We start from the raw sequence: 24,160 nt of genomic DNA, 5'->3' as shown, positions 1-24,160 counted from the left end.
AAAGGGGCTAAGGCTCAGGAATCGATACGTTGATTGCGCACCAGGGCGCGGCGGACATTACGGCACAGCTTACCGAACTGGTTGAGATCGTCGAATCCCGGGGCTATCCCCTGATTGATCCTGTACTGCCAATATTGCAGCTCACCATCCACCAGCTCCATCAGCTTCTTGGGGCACCCCTGACAAGTGTTATCCGGACCACACTTGAAGGTGTCCTCAAGATACAGTGGGAACTCGGCCTTGACCGCATCTATGATCTGCTGCATGGCGGTGATCCTGTCGGGCTTTCGGGTCACTTTGCTCCCCCGGGGCTACTTTTTAATAATGTTAAACCACCAACTATAGTAAGCAATTAACACCGCCAATGAATGCCTCCATCATCACGCTTTAGTGTTAACGGTTGTCCGTGGTTCTCCCAGTCCGTTTGCCAAAGGCGGCCGAGATACAGCTTCTGACCTGATAGCTGTAACCCTGGGGCTGGCTCTGGTCCGGCAGAATCTCCAGGATCTCGTAATCGTTCAGCTCCACCACCCTGCTGCCCTCAAGATGCTCACAGCGGGAGCGGCCGTCGGCCTCAAATTCGAAAATAAACAGCGCCAATGCCGATTGCTGCAGCGAATGATAGCGATCGGCCCGGTTTTGCATGTCCTTCACCGGCATCGACACCACAGAGGTGGTCTTTTCACCGCTGGTGATATGGATACCAAAATTCCCCTGGGTATCCTGCATCAGTTCTGCCGTGGCCTCTGCGTCACCGGGAGCTGAGTCAGCCTGTTTCAGCTTGTCCTTGTTACCGCTCTCTTCCTCCAGCTCCGCCAGGATTTCATCATAAACCCCGCGACCAAAGGCGCCGGCATCGGCGGCAATCCCGGTGGCAGCCCCCAGCATTAACAACTGGATCAGCAAGGCAAAGCTCCAGACATAACGCACCAGGGCCGTAGTAAACACAAAGCGATAGTGGGGCGGGTGCCACAGGCCGTGCAGACCGAAGGGCTTGAGCAACAACAGCAGCAGCAGATAAAAGGGCATGGCCACCTGGATAAGCAACAGCACCAGCAGCGAGGTCATAAAAAACCAGCCGGGAAGACTGAGCAGAATGGCAAAGTTATGGCTGTATGGCAGGCTGGCGGCCGACACACCGGTGATATCGTTCACCATACCCGCGGCATTGCCCAGGGCAAAGTTGGCCACCACGGCATAGAACAGCAGGATCAACGCCTTACCCGGCAGGCTGTGCCACACATGCAAAAACCGCGGCCAGAACTCACTGGCCAGCCCCCCCAGCACCAGCAGCGTCAGGGCGCCGGTGAACCAATTGACCCTGTCTGTCACCATCGCAGCCTCGAGCAGGAACAGCAAGGTCGCCAGCAGGTAGCAGCGCTGGGCGAAGTTCAGACTGTGCCAAAAGCCCTTGCACCGCATCAGGGTTGTGGTCAGGGACCTGGTGACGGGACTGTCAAAAAGTTCGCTGAACTTCATGCGACTGAATTTCATGCGAATGGAGGAGGTAAGCGCAGGTAATAGCATGATTTTATTCGAGCCAATCCATTGTTTCAGATAAGCCACCCAAGATACTGGAAAGGGAAATGTTACACCAGAGTAAAAAACAATTGCCATGGCAGAGAAAACAGGGCAATTCACTGCACTTTGGCGCAATGGCGACGCAGTTATCCGGTGAACGGAACGCTATCCGGATAAAATAATGTTACAAAAATGTTGAATAAGTTTGTTTTGGCCATTATTTTATGTCGTCTCACCGTGGCAAGCTGCCACGTGGTCGGTGGGTATGGGCAGACCATGTCTCACAATTGGAACAGTTAAAAAGGATGATGTTTTCCCTAAGGGACTATGTACGACAAGACGTTCAACATGTCGGGGGACCGGTTCTGCTTAATCAGTGACATAGAAATCCAATAAAATAAATAAGGAAAAAACTGTGAAAATAACTCTAAAAAATTCTACCCTGATGCTGGCCCTGGGCCTGACAGCCGTCCCCCTGAGCGGCCTGGCCAATAACGGAGCGGCTTTCGATCATGCCAACTCCAATGCTTCCTTCCTGCGCTGTGGCACCAAGCACCCCAGCGCCGAAGAGTCTGCACTGAAAGAAAAACACTTCCAAACTCTGCGCGCCAGAAGTGGTGACACAGGTATGCAACAAAGAGCCAACGGCTCAGTGACTATTGATGTGTACCTGCACGTGATCACCGACAGCCAGAACAACGGCAACCTGTCGACCGCTGACATCAATGCCCAGATGAGCGTGCTCAACAATGCTTACAGCAATACCCCCTTCAGATTCAATCTGGTGTCTACCGATGTGACCGCCAACAACACCTGGTACACCGCCGGCCACGGCTCCACTGCCGAGACCGCCATGAAGACAGCTCTGCGCCAGGGTGATGCGGCAGATCTCAACATCTACACCAACAACATGGGTGGCGGCCTGCTCGGTTGGGCAACCTTCCCAAGTGACTATGCATCAGCCCCTATCAAAGACGGCGTAGTGCTGCTGTACAGCACACTGCCAGGTGGTTCAGCTGCCCCCTATAATGAAGGTGACACCGCCACCCATGAAGTAGGCCACTGGCTCGGCCTGTACCACACCTTCCAGGGTGGTTGCAGCGGCGGCGGTGACTATGTGTCCGACACGCCTGCTGAAAAGAGCCCAGCCTATGGTTGCCCGGTCAATCGCGATTCTTGCACCAAAGGCAAGAGCGCAGCCGGTGTAGATCCTATCTTCAACTTCATGGATTACACCGACGACAGCTGTATGTTTGAGTTCACCAATGGTCAGGCCATCCGTGCCGATGAGCAGAGCCAGACCTACAGAAATCTCTGATGCTTAACGCGCTTCAGAAATGACTGTGAAGAAAGAGGCACCCAGGTGCCTCTTTTATTTTTTAACGTCCGAGGCATTCAAATGAGGTATTCAAATGATAAGAGCCATACTGCTGACTATCGCGCTGCTTGGCAGCTCACAACAGGCCATGGCAGAGCCCTTGGCACAGCAAGGCCGCCTGCGGGTGCCTGAGTTTGTCCCTTGCGATCCCAACCTGCTGACCTCCTGGACCGGCACAGTGACCCGCTATCAACACCAGGGACAATCCCTCAGCCTCACCCTGGCAACGGATGCCGAGACCACGGAATCCGTCAATCTGCAGGGGGACGCCCACCATGATCTGCTGGCGCAACTCTTCCTTGAAGGCAGACCCTTTAGCACGGATGACTGGCCAAAAATCGAATCCGCCCCCGGGGCGCTGCGCGAAGGCATGCGCCTGACCGCCTGGGTTTGCGCAGATGCCCCCACATTGCTGGACTGGCAAAACGGGCCCGGGACCCAAAGCGAATAACGGGACTCTAAATGACCGGCCTCAAGCCCTGCCCTGTACATATCTCAACAAGGGGGCACATCTATCGCCATCCGGCTGCTTTGCTTCATGGCTGTCTTTATTGCTTGGAGAACAGCGCCGTGACCTTTTCCTTAAAGTCGGGCTGTCTGAAATCCACCTTGTCGGTCACCCTGCCCGCTTGATCCACAGTGATAACGGTCGGCACCTGGGTGACACCGAACCTGGCAAACAGCTCGCCATCGGCATCAAATATGATCGGCCCCACCGCCCCATGGCCGGCTTGATATTCGGTTAAGTCCTCTTTGGAGGTCCACAGATTGGTAGAGACGGATAACCACTGGGTGCTGCTGCCTGTGCTGTGGCTGTCTGTGCCATGGCTGTCAGTGCCATGACTTTCCAGCATCTGCCGCACCAGGGTGCAGGACTTTGAAGTTAGCGGCTCGGTTTGCTCCAGATACCATTCACACCAGGGGGCAAAAAACACCAGCACGGTTTCCTTGGCGGCGCTGCTGGTCGAAGGCAGGCTGGCGCTATTAGTCGCCGGTGCGCCGACACTGTTTCCAGCCGGTACGCTAAAGCCTTGGTTGGCAATTGACTTCAGGCTGATGGGAGCCAGCTTATCGCCTATGTCATAGCCTTTGATTTGGGTGGCGATAACCGAGGGGGTCGGGGCCACCTCGGGCGCTTCCTCAGCAATCACCTGCTCCAATGCCCGATAGAAATTGCCATCGTCCTCATGACCCACATAGGCAAACTCACCGCGTTTATTGATCAGCAGATGCTGCGGCGTTACCCGGAAATTCAGCGCCCGCGCAAGGGTGCCATCATCAATGGCTATCGGCATGGAGAGCCCCGCCTTGTCCTTAAAGGCACTGACGGATTTGAGATCGTCGCTGAGCCCGGTGTTAACGGCAATCACCTGAATTTGCTCACCGTACTTTTGATAAAGCGCTTCGAAGCCGGGCATTTGTTTGCGGCAGGGGGCACACCAGGTCGCCCAATATTTGATGTAGACCGGCTTGTGACCATAAAGCTGGCTTAAATCTATGGTCTTGCCATCAAGGGTCTTGATCAGCAGCTGTGGGGCTGTTGTTCCAAGCAGCCCCTTGCCTGCCAGCTTGGCCCTTCGCTCCCCTTCGGCGCTGTAGTCTTCTTCTGCCAGCGCCTGGCCCAGGCTCAGAGCGGCAAGGCTGGCGACGAGCAATTTCATTAGTTGGCTTTTACGCTTTAACATCCGGGATCCCCATTGTCAGAAATAATTCGGGTTGGCGCGCCAGGCTAAGAATTCAAAGGCACCGGCGCTGCGACTGAGGCAGCATAGCCAAGGAGTGGCGGTGGGAATTGTACTTTTCCGACATCCAGCGCCACAGCCAGGGACCTCTGTGCACAGCGCATGGCTTTGATATACTGCGACTACCGATTCAAGGAAGGCGTCTTTATGCCGACACTGCCTCATCTTGGTTTTCAGCGTTTCCAACCCTGCCCCCGGTTGCGGCCCTTTATCAGCTGCTACTGGAGCATCTTTAAGCCAGCGGGCCCGGCGCCGCAGGTCACCGAGTTTATGCACCCGGAAGGCGGCAGCGGCGTATTCTTCAATTTTGCTGATCCGCTCACCTTCGATGGCGGTCAATACCTGTCCCATTGCCTGGTCAATGGTCCCACCAAGCACAGCACCAAGCTTGAACTCTCCGGTCGGGTCGATGCCTTGGGCATCCGCTTTTGGCCCGGTGCCGGGCGCGCCTTTTTCCGCTGCCCGCTGTCGGACATGCTGGGCCAGTTGCTGACGCCCCGGGATCTGTCGCTGGCAATCCTGGGTGATGATCTGGTCGAGCGGATGGCGGCCCTGCCAACCACGGCCGAGCGCATCGCCCTGTTGGAAGCCTCCCTGCTGCAATACCTGGCCGCCAGCGGTCTGGGGGAAAGCACAGAGCCGAGAATTCAGCATGCGGTCAATTGGATAGATAAGCACAGGGGCCAGGCAGACATCCACAGCCTGATGGCGGAGCTGGATGTCAGTCAGCGCCAGCTCGAGCGCCTGTTCCAGCAAAACCTGGGCCTGTCGCCCAAGTACTACAGCATATTGCAGCGCACCTCATTCGCCAGGGATCTGCTCAGGCAAGACAGCGACCAGTCCCTCACCGACATAGGCTACCACGCCGGTTTCTACGACCAGGCCCACTTCATCCGCGAATTTAAGCAGGTGATTGGCATCACCCCAGGGCAATATAGAAGCAAGGCGTTGCTTAGGCGCTGAGGTTAAATTCAACCTCGCCATCTGTGCACTCGGAAGTTGGCCTGTGCCCAAGCCGGAATGCCACCCCAACTTTGGTTGGATTTTGATGCAAGGGCGTTATCGTCCACCACTTGATGCCATTAATCACCTGCGGTGCGCTTTCGCACTGCCACACCCATGACACGCCGTGAATCCGTCCCTGGAGGCTCAGCGGCGACGTCCTGTCGCCGATGGTCACTGGTGCGGCAGTGCTGGCTAATAGGAGTTCCACTCCAGCCATGGTGGAACCGACGAAGAAACTCAAAGAGATATTGCGAAGTCCGACTGTTGCACCGTTCTCCCCCTTCGGAGCCGCTGAGGACGTTGCTTAAAATGGCGTGGCGAGGCATGGATGCCGAAGCAGCGCCAGTCGAATCAGGGATGAGCGTCTGGCGCGTTAGCCAATTTTCAGCATAAGGCCGAGGGGCCTTCGGCTCCGGCTGGGGGTCGCTGGGGGATTGGATAAGGGGGCAAGTCGACACTGCCCCCTTTCCCCGGGTGTGGGTTGGAGACCCACGACTTTCTGCCGCTGGCACAGCGGCTATCTCTTGCTTTGTCTTAACTTCCGGCATCGGATGCCATAAATCACCTGCGGTGGGCTTTCGCACTGCCCCCCCAGAGACACGCCGTGAATCCCTCCCTGGAGGCTCAGCGGCGACGTTCTGTCGCCGATGGTCACTGGTGCGGCAGTGCTGGCTAATAGGAATTCCACTCCAGCCATGGCGTAACCGCAAAGAAACACAAAGAAATATTACGAAGTCTGACTGTTTCACCGTTTCCCCGCCGAAGACGTTGCGGTAAATGGTGTTGCAAGGGCGAATGCTTGCCTGCACCAAGCGTGCTCATGAGCGCGAGGCATGAATGCCGAACTGGCAGTAGTCCATGAATGGATTTGGATGTCGAAGCAGCACCAGTCGTATCAGGGATGAGCGTCTGGCGCGTTAGACAATTTTCAGCATAAGGCCGAGGAGCTGTCAGCGTCAGTGGGGTGTCCTTGAGGTTGCGAGGGGTATTGGATAAGTGTATAGACCGGAGGCGAGCTGGAAGGCCGCGACTTTCTGCAGCTGGCACAACGACTCTCTATTACAGTTGGAGCACATCATGCGGCAGGCTGAGTCAACAATAGCAAATGAAAAATCTAGCTCCAGGCCCCGTTCAGCCTTTAATTAGTAAACCATCTACCTCAACGCCACTGTACAAAATTTACTAGGTCAGATAGTTTGTTACGTAACGGACCAGCTAAGTTGCAGTTGTAAATTGTTACAGCGACAAGGAGTAAAATTGACACTACGGAAGGGAAAAACCAAATCAATTCTTGATGCGTCTATTGATTCGGCACTTTTAGCTGTTGAAATATACAATAAACCAAGAACGACTTTTCGAAGTGAAGGGTTCATTACCATGATGATTATGGCATGGACTCGGCTGTTTCATGCGCATTTCAATAATACTATTGGTGATAAATACTACTATAAGAAAAGAAACAATCGCTATGATAAAATTGACGGTGAGAGAAAAGCTTGGGAGCTATCAACATGTATCAATAAGTATGGACTTCTTTCAACTGGTGTTGAGTCAAATCTTAATTTCTTTATTAAACTAAGGAACAAAATAGAGCACAGGCATATTGAGAAGAGAGAGGTAGATACTCTTATATTTGGTGAGTGTCAGTCTTTGCTTTTTAACTATGAGAGTGCATTAATTAGTTTTTTTGGTGATTCATATTCAATAAATGAAGCATTAGTATACAGTTTGCAGTTTTCTCAAATTCGCACACAGAATCAGGAACGAGCAAATAGATCTGCACTATCAAAGGATTTATCTGAAATTGTCTCATTTATAATTAATTATCGAAATACACTCGATGATGACACATATAATTCTCAGGAATACAGCATTAAACTCATACAGATTCCCAAAATATCAAATACGAACAGGGCTGATGTGGCAGTTGAATTTGTACGGTGGGATGCACTAAATGACGAAGATAAGGCCGCATATGATCAACTTAATGTCATCATTAAAGACAAAACAGTTAAAATTGAAGCTGCCAATGTAGGCAAGCTGAAACCTTCTGAGGTCATAAAAAAAGTAAACATCGCATTGCAAGGAAAGTTTATAACTCTGAGTCTACATGCAACTTTATATAAGCTATTCAATATCCGTCCCGCGAATGGCGCAGAAGATCCATTTGAAACCTACGCGGAGTTTTGCCTCTATGATGAGGTGCATAACGATTATGTCTATCAAGAAGCTTGGGTCTTGTTTCTAGTTCATTTTTTGCAGACGAGTGGGTTTGAGGCAAAAGATCTAAGAGACAAAGAGCGCGCTGGCGATAAGTTGAATATTGTTGATTTTCGCATGTGAAATTAAAAATAAAGGAGGAATATCAGTTTTATTTAATGTTCAACCTCTGAAAGAGCAGCACTTTTGCAAGTACAGATTTAAACTAGCCTACAGTCAGGAAGTTGCCCAGCACTACAGATTAGCCTTGCGCGCTCGCTAACAACTCCCCTTTTTAATATCTACGTAGTAATCGGAAATTTACTTAGTGCGGATATTGTAGGACTTTTTCTCTGCAAAAATCCCACCCACAACTGTTGGCTCAATGTAGATGACTTTCCGCTTTGAAGAGCCTAAACCGTACGGTTGCATCCTAAAATGCCCCTTTCGCCAATGGGCCTTTTTAGGGCGTAGGCCAGAGCTATGTTCATGATTTTTAGTATGCACATAAACAACATTATCTTCTGGCTTAATAATTAAACGATCGTATGTTTTTCTTAATTTGTTATTATATTTTTTTATTTTCGCTGGACTTTTCAAAGAACTTATCTTCTTAAGAATCTCTTTCCTTTCATTAAATGCGGTATCCCTATATTGTTTGCAATTAACAAAAAGTAAAACCTTAGCCATATGAGAAAGCGCTAATTCCAAATAATTAATATCATTTGCAAAGTCATCATCATTCCCATATTCAGCCACAATAAGTTTTAGTTCATCATTTACTGTTTTATCATCATCCTGAACATAGAAACCTTGAATTCTCAACGCATCATCAAGGACATGACTCTTACCCAAAGGGGAACCTGTAAACATCATGTCGACTACTCTAAAAGGCTTTTCAAAGTCTATAATTTGCGACAAACTACTATTTTTCTGATATTGGTTCATTTGAGGTGTATTGGGTAATATTTCAACCTCAGATATATAAACACCTTCCAGAATATGTTCACCAGAGTCACTATTATAAATCATAAGTGATGAACTTCTATTCTCAGTAAACTCAATATAACAATTTTTGAATGGAGGACGTAAATACGCAATAGGGATATCATCTCCAATATCAGTCTGTTCAAGCAAACCATCAACGTCATTAGAAGTCGTAAGAATATTACCTTCTAGTTTACGAAATTTATATGGAAACAACATAGAGGCAGCTGCAATACCAATATTATGATCAGTCATCCCTTGTGCTTTATGATAAGCCACAAATTTCGGCGCCTTTTCAAGGACAAGAGATACGAGGTAATCAATACTACAATGTTCTAATTCGATATCTCCGAGTGCTTCATAAATGAAACTATCTCTCTGCGTTATTTCACTCTCTAATTTTTCACTAGAAAGAACCCTCACTGGATGAGGAAGCTTATATGTTATGTCCAATTTTCCATCCTTGTAATTAATACCTACTATACATAGTTGTTGGTATACAATATCAACAACTTAGTTTCTGCATTCATGCCATATTGGATTTCTATAATGCTACGAGATACTCCTAAATGCGATTAACATTTCGCCAATCCACATTGTTAAAGCTCATTTTCAGCCCCCCCGCAGATAGGCTTCAACGCTATATCAATAGCAGCCAATTACAATCTCTACCATCCTAGAAAGCAATATAGCTCTTTCCTTTCCATAAAAAAACGAACCTTCAGGTTCGTTTTTTTATTTTTGGGCTAAACCAACGTTCAACCGGGCCGTAATTGCGTTGCTGACGACACTAATGCAAGGCAAATCGATGGTTCCAGCGCGCAGTTGACTCTTCGCGATGAGCTTAGGTCAATGAGCACTGGAACCGAGATTTAACGCCGCAGTAGCGAGTCCAAGCAGCAATTACTCGTAGTCACTCATTGGCACACAGGCACAGAACAAGTTCCGGTCGCCGTACACGTCATCGATACGGTTCACGGTTGGCCAGAACTTGTTGGCCTTCACCGCAGCGGTGGGGAACACCGCCAGTTCACGACTGTATGGACGGGTATCAAATGCCGGGTCCATGATGTCTTCCAGGGTGTGCGGCGCGTTGTGCAGCGGGTTGTTGTCCGCTGGCCACTCACCGGCTTCCACCTTGGCAATTTCGCCGCGGATGGCAACCATGGCCTCGATGAAGCGGTCCAGTTCTACCTTGGACTCGGACTCTGTGGGTTCAATCATCAGGGTACCGGCCACGGGGAAGCTCATGGTTGGCGCGTGGAAACCATAGTCGTTCAGACGCTTGGCCACATCCATCTCGGTCACGCCGGAGGCTTCTTTCAGCGGACGCAGGTCGATGATGCACTCGTGGGCAATACGATCGTTACGGCCGCGGAACAGCACTGGGTAGTGCTCGGACAGCTTCTTGGTCAGGTAGTTGGCGTTCAGCATGGCGGTCTGGGTAGAACGGGTCAGGCCCTTGGTACCCAGCAGCTTGATGTACATCCAGCTGATTGGCAGGATACCGGCGCTGCCGAACGGGGCGGCAGATACGGCGCCGTTGTTGTCGCTTTCAATGCCTTGCTTGACCACGGCGTGACCGGCCACAAAGGGTGCCAGATGTTTCTTCACGCCGATGGGGCCCATGCCTGGACCACCGCCGCCGTGTGGGATGGCGAAGGTCTTGTGCAGGTTCAGGTGCGATACGTCGGCACCGATGAAGCCGGGAGCGGTCAGACCCACCTGGGCGTTCATGTTGGCGCCGTCCAGGTACACCTGGCCACCGTGCTGGTGAATGATGTCGCAGATGTCACGCACTGTCTCTTCGTACACACCGTGGGTGGACGGATAGGTGATCATGATACAGGACAGGCTGTCGGCCACTTCGGCGGCCTTGGCGCGCAGGTCGTCGAGATCCACGTTGCCCTGCTTGTCACAGGCGGTCACAACTACCTTCATGCCGGCCAGTTGGGCCGAGGCTGGGTTGGTACCGTGGGCGGACTGAGGGATCAGACACACGTTACGGTGACCTTCGCCACGGGACTCGTGGTATTTCTTGATGGCCAGCAGACCGGCGTATTCGCCCTGGGCACCTGAGTTGGGCTGCATGCACACGGCGTCGTAGCCTGTGATGTCCACCAGCCAATCGGACAGTTCCTTGATCAGCTGGGCATAACCCTGGGCCTGCTCGGATGGGCAGAAGGGGTGCATGTTGGCAAACTCGGGCCAGCTGACGGGGATCATTTCCACCGCGGCGTTCAGCTTCATGGTGCAGGAACCGAGGGAGATCATGGAGTGGTTCAGGGCCAGATCCTTGTTCTCCAGACGCTTGATATAGCGCATCATTTCGGTTTCGCTGTGGTAGCGGTTGAAGGTCGGGTGAGTCAGGAAGGCTTCCTGACGCACCAGGGCGGCAGGGATAGAGCTTGAACCCTTGGCGACAATCTCGGCATCCAGGGCAGCGCAATCCAGACCGTGACCGGCACCGAGGATGATGTCGAACAGTTCAGCCACATCGGCACGGGTAGTGGTTTCGGCCAGGGCAACGCCCATGACGCCGTCGGCGTCAAAGCGCAGGTTCACACCGGCGGCCAGGGCACGGGCGCGGATGGCGGCCACATCACCCTTGAAGCTGATGGTATCGAACCACTGGTTGTTCACCAGAGCCACGCCCTTGGCTGCCAGACCGGCGGCCAGGATGTCGGCCAGACGGTGAATGCGCTCGGCGATCACTTTCAGGCCCTGTGGACCATGGTACACAGCGTAGAAAGACGCCATGTTGGCCAGCAGCACCTGGGCAGTACAGATGTTGGAGTTGGCCTTTTCGCGGCGGATATGCTGTTCACGGGTTTGCATCGCCATACGCAGGGCGGTATTGCCACGGCTGTCCTTGGACACACCGATAATACGGCCGGGCATGGAGCGCTTGTGCTCGTCCTTGGAGACGAAGAAGGCGGCGTGTGGACCACCAAAGCCCATGGGCACACCGAAGCGCTGGGCTGAGCCGAATACCACGTCGGCACCCATGGCGCCTGGGCTCTTGAGCAGAATGAGCGACATGATGTCGGCACCGACTGTGACAATCACGTTCTTCTCGGCCAGCTTGGCAAACAGCTCGGTGAAGTCGGTCAGCTGACCCTGGCTGTTGGTGTACTGGAACATGGCACCGAACAGGTTGTCATGGTTCAGGGCATCGCTTGCAGGACCGGTCACAATGTCAAAACCGAAACACTCGGCACGGGTTTTCACCACGTCCAGGGTTTGCGGGAACACGTCGTCGGCAACGAAGAAGGCATTGGCCTTCTTGGCCTTGGATACGCGCTTGGCCAGGGCCATGGCCTCGGCAGCGGCGGTGGCTTCGTCCAGCAGAGAAGCAGATGCCAGATCCAGACCTGTCAGGTCGATGGCCAGCTGTTGGAAGTTCAATATGGCTTCCAGACGGCCCTGGGCAATCTCGGGCTGGTATGGGGTATAGGCAGTGTACCAGCCTGGGTTTTCCAGCACGTTGCGCAGGATAACGTTTGGCACTTCGGTACCGTAGTAACCCAGACCTATGTAGCTCTTGAATACCTGGTTTTTATCGGCCAGGGCGCGAATATAGGACAGACCTTCGGCCTCGGAACAAGACGGGCCTACGGCCAGCTCACGGTCAAGGCGAATGGCCTCGGGCACGATTTGCTTGGTCAGATCATCCAGGGATTCGGCACCAACAAAGTTGAGCATCTCCTGCTGCTGAACACTGTCCGGTCCAATGTGGCGGGAAAGAAACAGCTCGTGCTGTTCCAGTTGGGTGAGGGTTTGCTTGGTCATGATAAACCTTATCTATTTGCGCCGGTATGGCCGTAGGGGAGCCACCGGTCTCATCTTGGTTACAGATAAAACAAACGAAGCCCCGGGGGGCTTCGTTTTATGCGACGATTATTCTTCGTCGATAACGGCTTGATAGCCTTCTGCATCCAGCAGGCTGTCCACTTCGGACTCGTCTGAAGGCATGATGCGGAAGAACCAGCCATCACCGTAGGCATCGCTGTTCACCAGCTCTGGAGAATCTTCCAGGGCTTCGTTCACGGCAACCACTTCGCCGGAGATAGGAGCATAAATGTCAGAGGCGGCTTTTACAGACTCGGCCACGGCGCAGTCTTCACCGGCAGACACGGTATCGCCCACTTCAGGCAGTTCAACGAACACCATGTCGCCCAGCAGTTCCTGAGCGTGCTCAGTGATACCTACTGTGTAGCTGCCGTCTTCTTCCTTGCGGATCCACTCGTGGGAAGAAGCATATTTCAGTTCTGACGGGATATTGCTCATTGTTCTTGTTCCTTTATCGGGTATTTTTAAAATGCTTGTTTTCCGTTACGCACAAAGCTGGGGGCAACCACACGCACCGCCACACGCTTCTTGCGCATTTCCACTTCAGCCGTGTCGCCGATGGAGCCGGGTACGCGCGCCATCGCAATAGAATAGCCCAAAGTGGGTGAGAAAGTACCACTGGTGATCACGCCTTCTTGCTCGACACCGGCGGCGTCGGTGAAGAACACCGGCATACCGTGGCGCAGCACGCCCTTCTCTTCCATCACCAGACCCACCAGCTTGTCGCTGCCCTTGGCCTTGATGGCTTCCAGGGCGCTGCGGCCGATGAAGTCACGATCGCTAGGTTCCCAGGCAATGGTCCAGCCCATGTTGGCGGCCAGTGGGTTAACGGTTTCGTCCATGTCCTGGCCGTACAGGTTCATACCGGCTTCCAGACGCAGGGTGTCACGGGCGCCCAGACCACAGGGCTGCACACCGGCATCCAGCAGGGCTTGCCACAGGGCCTCGGCTTCCGCCTCGGGCACTATGATTTCATAACCGGCTTCACCTGTGTAGCCAGTGGTGGCTATAAACAGGCTACCGGCCTGCTTGCCAAAGAAGGGCTTCATGCCTTCCACCGCGGCGTTTTGCTCGGCGGTGAACACTGTGGCGGCCTTGGCCTTGGCGTTGGGGCCCTGAACGGCGATCATCGCCAGCTCGGGACGCTCGGTGACGGTCACGTCAAAGGCCTTGGCTTGCGCGCCTATCCAAGCCAGATCTTTTTCGCGGGTGGCGGAGTTCACCACCACACGGTAGTGGGTATCGCTCAGGAAATAGGTGATCAGATCGTCAATCACCCCGGCGTTTTCGTCCAGCATGCCGCCGTAAAGGGCCTTGCCGGGAACGGTCAGCTTGGCCACATCGTTGGCCAGCAATTTGCGCAGGAAAGGACGGGCGTCGTTGCCTTCCACATCCACCACAGTCATGTGGGAAACGTCGAACATACCGGCATCGCGGCGAACGGCGTGGTGTTCCTCAATCTGGGAGCCGTAGTTCAGCGGCATATCCCAACCGTGGAAATCCACCATCTTGGCATTGGATTCCAGGTGCTTGTTAAAGAGTACAGTTTTATTAGCCATTATTATCCCTTCTGTCCGGGGCTTACTGTGCCGAAGCAGTGCGCGGCACAGGGTTAAAATGCGGCGAAATTATACCTTGTGACACAAATTTGTATACAAGAGAATTTTCTAATCCGAACAGTTAAAGGATTAGTTTTTCTCATGATTCACATGTAATTTTTTTACATTTTCAACCCTGCAAAGGACAAAAAGACGACAAGAGTCTGATTCCTGCCGTCTTTTTACTCACAATTCTGTCACTTTTGTCGAGGTGCCGTCAGCGACACAATTCGGGTAAGTTTTGCTTATTGCCCATGGCCTGTTTGATGAACACAGTTTTCAGCGGTGACAACTGATCCACCAGGTTGAGCCCCAGATCGCGGAAGGCCTGTTTGACGGGATTGCTGCCGGCAAACAGGCGCTTGAATCCTTCCATGGCGGCAATCATCTCCAGGGCATCGGCCTTGCGGGCCCGCTCCAGTGGACGCAGTAAGCGATAATCACCCAGATCACGGCCGGCCCGGTGCAGCTCGCTGACCTGCTGCACTATGGCGGCGGCATCGAGGAACCCCAGGTTCACCCCTTGCCCCGCCAGCGGGTGTATGGTGTGGGCGGCATCGCCGGCCAGCAGCAGGCGGTGGCGGGCGAAATGGCGCGCATAGCGCATCCTGAGCGGGAAGCTCTGGCGAACTCCGACCACCTTGCACAGTCCGAGGCGGCCATCGAAGGCGGCGGTCAGGCTGCGTGAAAATTCTTCATCATCCATGGCCAGCAATTCAGCGGCCCTGGGTTCTGGCACCGACCAGACGATGGAACACAGATTGGTCTGATACAGCGGCAGGAAGGCCAGCGGGCCTTCCGGCAGGAACACCTGGCGGGCGCAATCGTCATGGGGCACCTCTGTGGCTATGTTGGCCACTATGGCGCTGTGGCCATAATCCCAGAAGGTCAGCGGGATCTGGCACTGGCTGCGCACCCAGGAGTTGGCGCCGTCGGCGGCCACCACCAGGGCGGCGCTGAGATTGTCGCCGCTTTCCAGGGTCAACCAGGCCTCACGCTCACCGAAGGCGATACGTGCCAGGCGTTGCTGCTCGCGGTAATCCAGATTGGAAAAATCCGCGGCACGGCGGGCCAGGGCAAAAGCAATGGCGTCGTTTTCCACTATGGTGCCCAGGGTCTGTTCCCCAAGCTCGGCGGCATCAAAGCCGATGCGGCCCATGCCGTCCTTGTCCCAGACCTGCATCCGGCCATAGGGGGCCAGGCGCTGCTCGTCCAACAGGCTCCAGGCGCCGAGGCGGGTGAGCAAACGCTCACTGGCCTTGTTGATGGCGCTGACCCTGAGCCTGGGTTCACCGGACACGGGTGCCTGGCCGCCGGCATCCAGCACCACCACCTGCAACCCGGCTTCCGCCAGGCCTATGGCCGTGGCCAGGCCCACCATACCGCCGCCAACGACGGCCACATCATAGGTTTGGGTTGTTAACATCAGCAGTTCTCACTCAGGCGCTTGCCTCTGCGCCAGCCCATGGCGCGGCTGGCCACGGGCGCCTTGAGCGGCGGACACCATGACAACAACCTCAGCCCCAGGCTGCGTCCGGCCACCAGGGGCCAGTATTGATTGGAAAATCCCCGTACCAGCGCTTCGATATGGCACAGGGTCTGATTGCGGTCATCGGTCCGCAGCTCAAGATAGTGGTGCAGCAGTGAATGCTCACCCACATCGGTACCGGCCACCAGGGCACTGTCCAGCACCTGCAGCAGATCCACCACGTCCCGCAGCCCCAGGTTAAAACCCTGCCCGGCGATGGGATGCAGGGTCTGCGCGGCATTACCGATAAAGACGCACCTGTGGTGTATGGGTCTTGGCATAAAGCTCAATTTGAGCGGATACACATGGCGTTTGCCGACGCTGATAAACTTGCCGGCACGGCTGCCGAAGGCCCGCTGCAGTTGGGAGAGAAACCCGGCCTCATCTGCACTTGCCAAGCGCTCCGCCTCTTCCGGCGGTAGGGCCCACACCAGAGATAACCTGTGCTGACCCGCGCTGTCCTGCATCGGCAGCAGCGCCAGCGGGCCTGTGTCGGTAAAACGTTCCCAGGCCCAATGATTATGGGGTCGGTCGCAGCCGATATTGGCCACCAGGCCGCACTGGGCAAAATCCCGGCTCTCCAGCGGCAATTTGAAGCAGTCCCGCACCCGGGAGTGCAGGCCGTCGGCGGCCACCAGCAGTTTGGTGCGCAGCCGCACGCCGCTTTCCAGGGTCAGGGTGTGGCCGTCGCTGTCGCTGGCAAGCTCACTTAAGCCGTCGGGGCAATAAAGGCTGATACCCGCATCCTTGACCGCGGCCAGCAGCGTTTGGCCCACGGCCTCCAGCTCCACCACCTGACCCAGGAAGGGCAAATCAAAGCCCTCACGGTTCAGCTCTGTCATGCCAAAATGACCGCGATCGGAAATATGTATGTCGTTGATGGCGCAGCCCAAGGGCGCCAACAGGGACCAGAGGCCGAGACGCTTGAGTTCGGTGATTGAGCCATGGGCAATGGCAATGGAGCGGGCGTCAAAGCCGGGATGGCCCGAACCCTGTTCATGGGCCTCGATGAGGGCAATGCGCAGCGGCCGCCCCAGTGCTTTGGCCCGTTTGGCCAGGGCCAGCGCCAGGGTGGCGCCTGCCATGGCGGCACCTATGATGGCGATATCCAGCGTTTGTGGCGCAGACTCCGGGGATGTTGGATTCATGGCTGTTCAGCTCCCATCCCGGCCGGTTCCTCCGGTCGGGGCAAGGTCAAATCAATGCGTCAAATCAATGCTTCAAATCAATGCTTCAAATCAATGCTTCAAATCAATGCAAAATGGCGCCGTTGTCCTCGGTCCCGTGGGGCAATTCCGGACCAAACTCCTGGTAACAGAGGATGGCGGCGACACGGACAAACTCCAGCAGCTCGTTGAAGGCGTTTTCGGATTCTTCATCCTCGCCGACATCAAATTCCACCTGGGCTATCTCGGCGAGATCTCGGATCACTTCGCGCACATCGTCGGAAGCCTGCCCCAGTTTGGGCTGGATTATGGCAATGCCGGTGAGGAAGCTTTGCACCCACAGAGAGAGGGCCTCGACCCGGTCACACAGGGGTTCTTCTTCTTCCGGCAGCAGCGGCATAAAGCCAAACTCCACATCCGTCAGCCGGGTAACGGTATCCTGGAACAGCTCATCCACCAGCTGCAACAGTTCGGGAGGCAGCGGCTGGCCGTCGTTCATCAGCTCCAGCAAGGGCTTGATCCAGGCGCCCCGCCCCTGCTCCACGCCGCCACACAAGAGGCCCACCAGGGCACCGTGAACTTCCACCGGATGCTGGCCGATTTCGGCCTGTTCCAGGGCTTGCAACAGCTTGTCTATTTTCAGGGATGGAGGAGTGGCCATGGTCTCGGGCTCATGCAGTCAAAAATTCGCATTCATGCTATCAGACAGGAGCGGATGTCACCAAGCAGCGCCCGGATAAATATGGCAATTTAGCTGTACAGCGCACGAAATGCTCATACAAGCAGCGATCGGAACAATGGCCCTCAAGAGGCGGGCGCTGCATCCTTGCACTTTTGGCGGGGGACTTATATAGTCCGCCTCAGTAAAGCCCTGAAAGGATGCCGCCCGACATGAGTAGCAGTGCCATTGAAATCACCCTATTGGGTCGCACTTACTCTATTGCCTGCCCAACAGGCCAGGAGCAGGCCCTGAGAGCCGTGGCCAACAAGGTGGAGCAACAGCTTTCCAGCCTCAAGGCCAAGACCAACAGCCTGAGCCGGGAAGAACTGGCCATCATGGCTGCCCTGAATATTGGCCACGAGCTGTATCAGGAACAAAAGAAAAACCAGGATTACATGCAGCAGATGGATGAACGCATCCGCCTGCTACAATCGACCCTTGAGCATGCGCTGGTTGAGCGCAGCCGCAAGGAAGATTAAACTGTTAGTGAGCCCGGTACCGCCACTACTGGCGCGTATCGCTCAAAAATTTGCTCCCTGGGGTGTGCGCCAGCTGGTAATGTCCCTGTGCCGATATTTTTGACCTCAGGGTGAATGTTTTGCCGACATTGAGCAGGCTCGGCCAGTACCGAGAAGCCTTAGGAAGTAATCATTTACCCGCCTTGAACCTACGGTTCAAGGGCTACACCGGCAGCGGCATTCTGGGGAGCATCTCAATTCATGACAATGTCAGTCATCGCCAGGGCGCGCAGCGCCATCCGTAAAGACATACGTTCCCACAGAAAAGCATTGACCCCGGATGAGCAGCACACTGCCAGCCGGGCAGCCGCATCCCATGTGCTCGATTGCCTGCCCCATGCCCAAAGAGTCGCCCTCTACCTTGAAAATGATGGTGAACTGGGAACCCGCCCGCTGATAGAAGCCCTGTGGGCCAAGGGCTGTGAGACTTACCTGCCTGTGCTGCATCCCTTCGCCGAGGGCCATCTGCTGTTTATCCACTACGAAGCGGATACGCAGATGACGGCCAATGTCTACGGCATTCCCGAACCCAAACTATCGGTCCAGCGCCTGTGTCCGGCAAACCAACTGGATGCCATCATTACCCCTCTGGTGGCCTTTGACAGCACAGGTAACCGCCTCGGTATGGGCGGCGGTTTTTATGATCGCACCCTGGCGAACCTGCCGGACAGGGTCAAGGTCATAGGCCTGGCACACGATTGCCAGCGTCTGCCGGCCCTGCCGGTGGAAGCCTGGGATGTGCCCTTGCCCATGATAGTGACCCCGTCCAAAGTCTATCGCTTTGGTTCTGAGCCGGCTCAATAGCCGACCCTTGCCAGCACCGGCACAGGTTAGGGTAAAGTAAACAAAGCTCTTCTTTGTGTAGGAAACAGGAATGCGCCCAAGACGCAGTCACGCAGGAAAAATCGACAGTGCCAACGCCGCCAAGGCCAAGCTGGACATACTGCAAAACGCCTATGACGGCTTGCGCCAAAAGCAATCCGCCTACCGCACCTTGCTGGGGTCACTGCTTGGCACCGTGCCCGCCCTGGCCTTGCTTGCTTACCTGAACAGCGCACTGCCCGGCGTGCTGGTGCTGTATCTGGTGCCGCCCCTCATTATCGGCCTCAGTGCCCGGGCCCTGGGACATTGCTATCAGTGGCCGCTACTGTTAATCCCGGGAGCCGTGGCGCTGCTGAGCCTCCTGGTGGCGCTGCTCTCCATGCCCAGGTTCAACTTCCTGGATTTCATCATAGTGCCCGCAGGCGTTGGACTTGCCATGTTTGTCGCCCGCAAACGCCTTACAGTCACAGAGCAAAAAGCCCTGTGGCAGGCCAAGCTCGGCAAATTGAAGTAATCACCCCCGCCGCCGGGCGCCCCTTGAATACAACTTCCCTTTCATCCAACCAGCGTCAGGCATAAGTCGGGCCACAAGCTTTTGCACTTTCCAAGAGACATAGAAAAATTTGCGCTGGCTCAAGCTTTTGGCTGCCTATCAGACTCAAGCCAATACAAAATTGACCCAGGTCAATATTCAATCACATCAAGTCGCCATACTCAGGCCATCACGTTTTTCTCTCAGGTCTTCTGGAAAAGGAATTGGATTATGAACACTGGCAAAAAAACCGAAATTATCGTGCTGCTGATAGCCACCCTGGCGCTGGTGGTGGCCCTGGTTGGACACATAGCTATGGCCTTTATGGGTAACTTCAGTGCCCTTGGCATGCTGGCCGCCCCAGTACCCTTCGTGCTGATGGCCGTAGGTGTGGTGGCCTTTAAATATGCCGCCGCCAATGACCAACCCAGCCATCACTGAGGTTGATGACAAGGCAGTACTGACTGCCGCCATTAAACAAAAAAGCAGTGCCAAGGCACTGCTTTTTTGTTCCCGCAATTTTCCAGCCAATGCCGCTTTGCCCCTGGCTTTGAATCCAGACTTTACACCCTCGCTTTACAGTCTCCTCTTTCACTTGGTGCATGGGACACTCAGACACAAACTGAATAACTTTTATCCTTGTTCCGGCAAAACATCCCAAGCAAGATACTGATAAAAATAACAATCATGTATTTTTACTGAGAACCGTCGCAGCCAAAACAACCAAGGGAGTTGGAATATGAAAGGAATGCATTGCGTCCTGTCACTGATGCTGATCGGCACGGCCCATGCCGGGGTGTTGGAGATTGATGATGCCCAGTTCGAGGTCAATCGCTTGAGCGACAACCTTTATGTGGTTGGCCAGGATTACGGCAGCAGCAAGATCAACTTCGGCGTGCTGGTCGATGACAAGGGGGTCATACTGATCAGCTCAATGATGGCAAACTATGCACCCACCATAGAAAAAGTGGTGCACAACCTCAGCGACAAACCCATTAAATATGTGCTCAATCCGGATTCAGACCCCTTTCACCACGATGCCAATGGTTATTTCGCCGAGCGGGGTGCGACCATTATAGCCCAGGAGAATATGGGTGCCGCAGGCGCTTTTACCCAGGTGACCTTCGATCATGGCCTGACCCTGAATCTGGGTGATGAGATCATTAGTCTGGTCCATACGCCGGCACATACCCGGGCCAGCAGCCTTATCAAGTTGCACAAAAATAATGTGATTTTTACCGGCGATGCCTTCAGAAATGACTGGCTTATGTACTCGGGACCCAATGGTCCCAAGGCAGAAATCCAGGGGCTGGATCAGGCCATAGCCCTGGCCGATAAGGACACCCGCTTTATCCCCGGCAACAGATCAGCCAGGGCGTTCAGCACGCTGGAAGAGTTGAAAAAATCCCGGGATACCTATCAGCAGTTTGCAGCGTTTGTCCTGGGCATGCGTGACCGGGGCGTGGCGGTGGAAGACATCATTGCCAGTGCAGAGCTAAAGCAGCTTGTTTCGGGCCTGGAGCGATTTGACGATTGGCAGGACAATATTCAGTACCATGTTAAAGACGTACTGGCTCTCAACTAGCTTTGCAACAGCTTCTTGGTGACAGCTTGTCAAATGCCGTGCCCGGGCAGGCACGGCTAGCTTGGCCAAAGCGCTATTAAGCAACCTTGGGTTTTAACCTTGCCACCAGCCCCAACAGGATGACGGCAACGGCGCCGGCAATCACGCCGAAGACGAGGTTCAACAGGCTTGGGGTCAGGGCCGCCAGCAGCGGACCTGCCACGGCAACAGTGGCAACCAGCCCGGCCGCATGCTCTATGCCATGGTGCAGGTAATCCACCCCGTGGGTGAGTATGCCGCCACCTACCATAAACATGGCGGCTGTGCCCACTATGGTCAGCAGCTTCATTAACCTTGGAGCTGCGGCCAGCAGCAGGCCACCGACCCACTGGGCCACTGCCGTGCTCTTTTTCGACAGCCACAGGCCGAGGTCATCGAGTTTAACTATCCCGGCCACCAAACCATATACGCCGACCGTCATGACAACGGCGATAATGCACAGAGTCGCCACCTGGGTCATAAAGGCCTCTTCGGCCACTATGCCAAGGGTGATGGCGATGATCTCCGCCGACAACACGAAGTCGGTACGTATGGCACCCTTCACCTTGTCCTTCTCATAGGCGTGGGCATCTGTGATGGTCTCTACCGGTTGAGCCGCCTTATGTTCGGCCTCCTCATGGCAGTGCCAGATTTTTTCAAAGCCTTCGAAGCAGAGGAACAGCCCCCCCAGCATCAGCAGTGGGGTCACGGCCCAGGGGATAAAGGCGCTTATCAGCAGCGCCGCCGGCACCAATATCGCCTTGTTGAGCATGGACCCCTTGGCCACGGCCCAGACCACCGGCAGCTCGCGGTCGGCATTGACCCCGGTCACCTGCTGGGCGTTGAGGGCCAGATCGTCCCCCAGCACCCCGGCGGTTTTCTTGGCTGCCACCTTACTCATCACAGACACGTCGTCGAGAATAGTGGCTATATCATCCAACAAGGTCAGCAGACTGGCTCCCGCCATAATGACTCCTTTAATTTTCATCCTGTTGCTGTTTGCGGCTATCCTACCCAAGCCGTCACCAAAACGCAGCCCCGAAGCGAATCACAAAAGCGGAATTTTGTCGGTCGCCGACCACCTTTCTGCGCCTTTGCTTGTATAATGTGGGCAACTTTTCGCTTTATCCGCATTAACAGGAAGTCATCATGACCCAAGACGAAATGAAAAAGGCCGCCGGTTGGGCCGCACTGCAATATGTTGAAAGAGATAGTATTGTCGGTGTTGGCACTGGTTCTACCGTCAACCACTTCATCGATGCCCTGGCCACCATCAAGGCCGATATCGAAGGTGCAGTGTCCTCCTCCGAAGCTTCCACCGCCAAACTCAAGGCTCTGGGCATTCCGGTTTACGATCTGAACTCGGTGGACAAGCTGTCCGTGTATGTGGACGGTGCCGATGAAATCAACCCGCACATGGACATGATCAAGGGCGGCGGCGCTGCCCTGACCCGGGAAAAAATTGTCGCCGCCGTGGCCGACAAGTTTATCTGCATAGTGGACAACACCAAGCAGGTGGACATTCTGGGCAACTTCCCGCTGCCGGTAGAAGTGATCCCCATGGCCCGTTCCTACGTGGCCCGCGAGCTGGTGAAGCTGGGTGGCGATCCCGTCTACCGTGAGGGCGTGGTGACAGATAACGGCAACGTGATCCTCGACGTCTACAACCTGAAGATCATGGAGCCCAAGGTATTGGAAGACAAGATCAACGCCATTGTCGGCGTGGTCACCAACGGCCTGTTTGCCAAGCGCGGCGCCGATGTGCTGCTGGTCGGCACACCGGACGGCGTCAAGACCTTCAAATAAGGGTCAGCAGTGTCTTAAAAGGAGCCAAAGGGCTCCTTTTTTGTTGCCACTCTCTTAGCCACTGGCTGCCAAGCCCTCATCCGCAGCCTGCCCCGCCGGCTCCCGAATTCCGCATCTCGCCTCTAGCCCCACACCAGCACCTTGCCCCTTGGCCATTCTCGCCAACAGGTGGTGAAAAACCGCGGACATTGGTGTCCGCGGACAGTGTCCACTGTGGCAACGGACAACACCCAAACCATAACATATTGATTTAATTGCTTTAAAATGTTGGCATCCTAATTGCTATTCTAAGTGCCGATAAGGAACTCAACCTTTAGTCCGCATTCAGGAGCTCAGATCATGTCCAATAAGTCCGTAATATCCGTTATCACCGCCGCCCTGGTTCTGGCTGGCTGCGTATTCCAGGTCAACAGCGCCCCCTTGGAGCACAGCCGCCAGCAACTGAACCTGGACAGTGCCAGTCTCAACGCCCTCAAGGCCAACACAGGGGCCGGTGAGCTGGTGATCATGGGCGTCCCAGGACTGGATCGGATCGAGGTCGAGGCCGACATTTACACCCGTACCGATATTCCGGCCATTCTCACCCTGGAGCGCGATGGCAAACATGCCAAGCTGGAGGCTCGCTTCGAGGAGCATGCCTATAAGGGCAACTCCCCCTATATAGATCTCTTGGTCAAGGTGCCTGCGGAACTGGCCCTGGATATTAACGATGGCTCGGGCGCAATCCGCATCGGCAGCGTGGATGCCGATATCAGTGTTAACGACGGCTCAGGCGAGCTGGAGATCCGCGGTGGTCGCAATATTGATATCAGCGACGGCTCCGGCGATCTGCTGGTGGAAGGCAGCAAGGGCAAGATCAATATCACCGACGGCTCTGGGGATATTAAGGTGCACAAGACAGGCGCCGATGTCACAGTTACCGACGGTTCCGGCTCCATGGTGCTGACGGACATAGGCGGCCTGGTGACCTTGTCCGATGGCTCGGGCAATATCGAAGTGCACAACACCCAGGGCCTGACGGTACTGAGTGCCGGCTCAGGCGGCATCAAATACGACAGCATCAATGGTCCGGTGAACCTGCGCTAACCAACTTCCCGGCGCCGGGCGGGTTGGCCATTTGGGGCCGGCCCGTCTTGCCCACCCTTTCCACTGCTTCGCCACCGAAGCAGAAAAAAACGGGGC

22 protein-coding genes and 1 other RNA gene are annotated in these 24,160 nt (G+C 54.7%); 12 read left to right on the top strand and 11 right to left on the bottom strand.

Annotated elements, in window-relative coordinates; all coding sequences use genetic code 11:
• Window positions 1-14: 14 nt before the first annotated feature.
• Both JYB85_RS03715 and JYB85_RS03710 read right to left on the bottom strand, forming a co-directional pair.
• Window positions 15-296, bottom strand: coding sequence for a hypothetical protein (locus JYB85_RS03715; protein ID WP_207381118.1), 282 nt, complete (start codon window positions 294-296; stop codon window positions 15-17).
• A 97-nt stretch (window positions 297-393) separates the two neighbouring features.
• Complete coding sequence (locus JYB85_RS03710) at window positions 394-1,527, bottom strand: hypothetical protein (protein WP_207381117.1); 1,134 nt, start codon at window positions 1,525-1,527, stop codon at window positions 394-396.
• Between the two features lie 409 nt (window positions 1,528-1,936).
• Between JYB85_RS03710 and JYB85_RS03705 the strand changes: the two genes are divergently transcribed.
• Window positions 1,937-2,839, top strand: a complete 903-nt coding sequence (locus JYB85_RS03705) for a zinc metalloprotease (RefSeq protein WP_228730186.1) — start codon at window positions 1,937-1,939, stop codon at window positions 2,837-2,839.
• 94 nt (window positions 2,840-2,933) lie between these two features.
• The gene (locus tag JYB85_RS03700; RefSeq protein WP_207381116.1) at window positions 2,934-3,350 is read left to right on the top strand and encodes a hypothetical protein; all 417 of its coding nucleotides are present in this window, start codon (window positions 2,934-2,936) and stop codon (window positions 3,348-3,350) included.
• Between the two features lie 97 nt (window positions 3,351-3,447).
• Here JYB85_RS03700 and JYB85_RS03695 read toward each other — a convergent pair whose 3' ends face one another.
• The gene (locus JYB85_RS03695) at window positions 3,448-4,560 is read right to left on the bottom strand and encodes a redoxin domain-containing protein (RefSeq protein ID WP_228730184.1); all 1,113 of its coding nucleotides are present in this window, start codon (window positions 4,558-4,560) and stop codon (window positions 3,448-3,450) included.
• A gap of 228 nt (window positions 4,561-4,788) precedes the next feature.
• On the opposite strand from JYB85_RS03695, the gene JYB85_RS03690 reads away from it, so the two are divergent.
• Complete coding sequence (locus JYB85_RS03690) at window positions 4,789-5,604, top strand: AraC family transcriptional regulator (protein ID WP_207381114.1); 816 nt, start codon at window positions 4,789-4,791, stop codon at window positions 5,602-5,604.
• Window positions 5,605-6,903: 1,299 nt separating this feature from the next.
• The gene (locus tag JYB85_RS03685) at window positions 6,904-7,989 is read left to right on the top strand and encodes a DUF3644 domain-containing protein (RefSeq protein WP_207381113.1); all 1,086 of its coding nucleotides are present in this window, start codon (window positions 6,904-6,906) and stop codon (window positions 7,987-7,989) included.
• A gap of 177 nt (window positions 7,990-8,166) precedes the next feature.
• Here JYB85_RS03685 and JYB85_RS03680 read toward each other — a convergent pair whose 3' ends face one another.
• From JYB85_RS03680 to JYB85_RS03650, 7 genes are all read right to left on the bottom strand, one after another.
• Entirely contained in the window at window positions 8,167-9,285 is a 1,119-nt protein-coding gene (locus tag JYB85_RS03680; RefSeq protein WP_207381112.1) for a hypothetical protein, read from the bottom strand.
• 450 nt (window positions 9,286-9,735) lie between these two features.
• The gene (gene gcvP / locus JYB85_RS03675; RefSeq protein ID WP_207381111.1) at window positions 9,736-12,624 is read right to left on the bottom strand and encodes an aminomethyl-transferring glycine dehydrogenase; all 2,889 of its coding nucleotides are present in this window, start codon (window positions 12,622-12,624) and stop codon (window positions 9,736-9,738) included.
• Window positions 12,625-12,732: 108 nt separating this feature from the next.
• Window positions 12,733-13,122 (bottom strand): glycine cleavage system protein GcvH, encoded by a 390-nt coding sequence (gene gcvH / locus JYB85_RS03670; protein ID WP_207381110.1) that lies wholly within the window; start codon window positions 13,120-13,122, stop codon window positions 12,733-12,735.
• Window positions 13,123-13,148: 26 nt separating this feature from the next.
• On the bottom strand, window positions 13,149-14,243 hold the full coding sequence (gene gcvT, locus JYB85_RS03665; RefSeq protein ID WP_207381109.1) for a glycine cleavage system aminomethyltransferase GcvT: 1,095 nt from the start codon (window positions 14,241-14,243) through the stop codon (window positions 13,149-13,151).
• Between the two features lie 256 nt (window positions 14,244-14,499).
• Window positions 14,500-15,708 (bottom strand): FAD-dependent oxidoreductase, encoded by a 1,209-nt coding sequence (locus JYB85_RS03660; RefSeq protein WP_207381108.1) that lies wholly within the window; start codon window positions 15,706-15,708, stop codon window positions 14,500-14,502.
• The gene (gene ubiH / locus JYB85_RS03655; protein WP_207381107.1) at window positions 15,708-16,958 is read right to left on the bottom strand and encodes a 2-octaprenyl-6-methoxyphenyl hydroxylase; all 1,251 of its coding nucleotides are present in this window, start codon (window positions 16,956-16,958) and stop codon (window positions 15,708-15,710) included. Before ubiH ends, JYB85_RS03660 begins: the two co-directional genes overlap by 1 nt.
• 103 nt (window positions 16,959-17,061) lie before the next feature.
• Window positions 17,062-17,637, bottom strand: a complete 576-nt coding sequence (locus JYB85_RS03650; RefSeq protein ID WP_207381106.1) for a UPF0149 family protein — start codon at window positions 17,635-17,637, stop codon at window positions 17,062-17,064.
• Between the two features lie 230 nt (window positions 17,638-17,867).
• On the opposite strand from JYB85_RS03650, the gene JYB85_RS03645 reads away from it, so the two are divergent.
• The 6 genes from JYB85_RS03645 to JYB85_RS03620 all read left to right on the top strand — a co-directional run bounded on the left by JYB85_RS03645 (window position 17,868) and on the right by JYB85_RS03620 (window position 21,154).
• On the top strand, window positions 17,868-18,176 hold the full coding sequence (locus JYB85_RS03645; RefSeq protein ID WP_207381105.1) for a cell division protein ZapA: 309 nt from the start codon (window positions 17,868-17,870) through the stop codon (window positions 18,174-18,176).
• A 51-nt stretch (window positions 18,177-18,227) separates the two neighbouring features.
• Window positions 18,228-18,408, top strand: a non-coding RNA gene (gene ssrS / locus JYB85_RS03640) — 6S RNA.
• Between the two features lie 8 nt (window positions 18,409-18,416).
• Window positions 18,417-19,019, top strand: coding sequence for a 5-formyltetrahydrofolate cyclo-ligase (locus JYB85_RS03635; protein WP_207381104.1), 603 nt, complete (start codon window positions 18,417-18,419; stop codon window positions 19,017-19,019).
• A gap of 70 nt (window positions 19,020-19,089) precedes the next feature.
• Entirely contained in the window at window positions 19,090-19,551 is a 462-nt protein-coding gene (locus JYB85_RS03630) for a hypothetical protein (protein WP_207381103.1), read from the top strand.
• Between the two features lie 249 nt (window positions 19,552-19,800).
• Complete coding sequence (locus JYB85_RS03625; RefSeq protein ID WP_207322063.1) at window positions 19,801-20,010, top strand: hypothetical protein; 210 nt, start codon at window positions 19,801-19,803, stop codon at window positions 20,008-20,010.
• A 298-nt stretch (window positions 20,011-20,308) separates the two neighbouring features.
• Window positions 20,309-21,154, top strand: coding sequence for an MBL fold metallo-hydrolase (locus JYB85_RS03620; protein ID WP_207381102.1), 846 nt, complete (start codon window positions 20,309-20,311; stop codon window positions 21,152-21,154).
• 76 nt (window positions 21,155-21,230) lie between these two features.
• Here JYB85_RS03620 and JYB85_RS03615 read toward each other — a convergent pair whose 3' ends face one another.
• Window positions 21,231-22,139, bottom strand: a complete 909-nt coding sequence (locus tag JYB85_RS03615) for a DUF808 domain-containing protein (RefSeq protein WP_207381101.1) — start codon at window positions 22,137-22,139, stop codon at window positions 21,231-21,233.
• Window positions 22,140-22,321: 182 nt separating this feature from the next.
• Between JYB85_RS03615 and rpiA the strand changes: the two genes are divergently transcribed.
• The gene (rpiA, locus tag JYB85_RS03610; protein WP_207322061.1) at window positions 22,322-22,978 is read left to right on the top strand and encodes a ribose-5-phosphate isomerase RpiA; all 657 of its coding nucleotides are present in this window, start codon (window positions 22,322-22,324) and stop codon (window positions 22,976-22,978) included.
• 339 nt (window positions 22,979-23,317) lie between these two features.
• Window positions 23,318-24,064 (top strand): DUF4097 family beta strand repeat-containing protein, encoded by a 747-nt coding sequence (locus JYB85_RS03605; protein ID WP_207381100.1) that lies wholly within the window; start codon window positions 23,318-23,320, stop codon window positions 24,062-24,064.
• Window positions 24,065-24,160: the final 96 nt, after the last annotated feature.

It is taken from the genome of Shewanella sedimentimangrovi, from assembly GCF_017354965.1.
Lineage (GTDB): Bacteria > Pseudomonadota > Gammaproteobacteria > Enterobacterales > Shewanellaceae > Shewanella > Shewanella cyperi.
The sequence above is the reverse complement of the archived record's forward strand: the minus strand, read 5'-3'. Positions and strand labels throughout refer to the sequence as shown.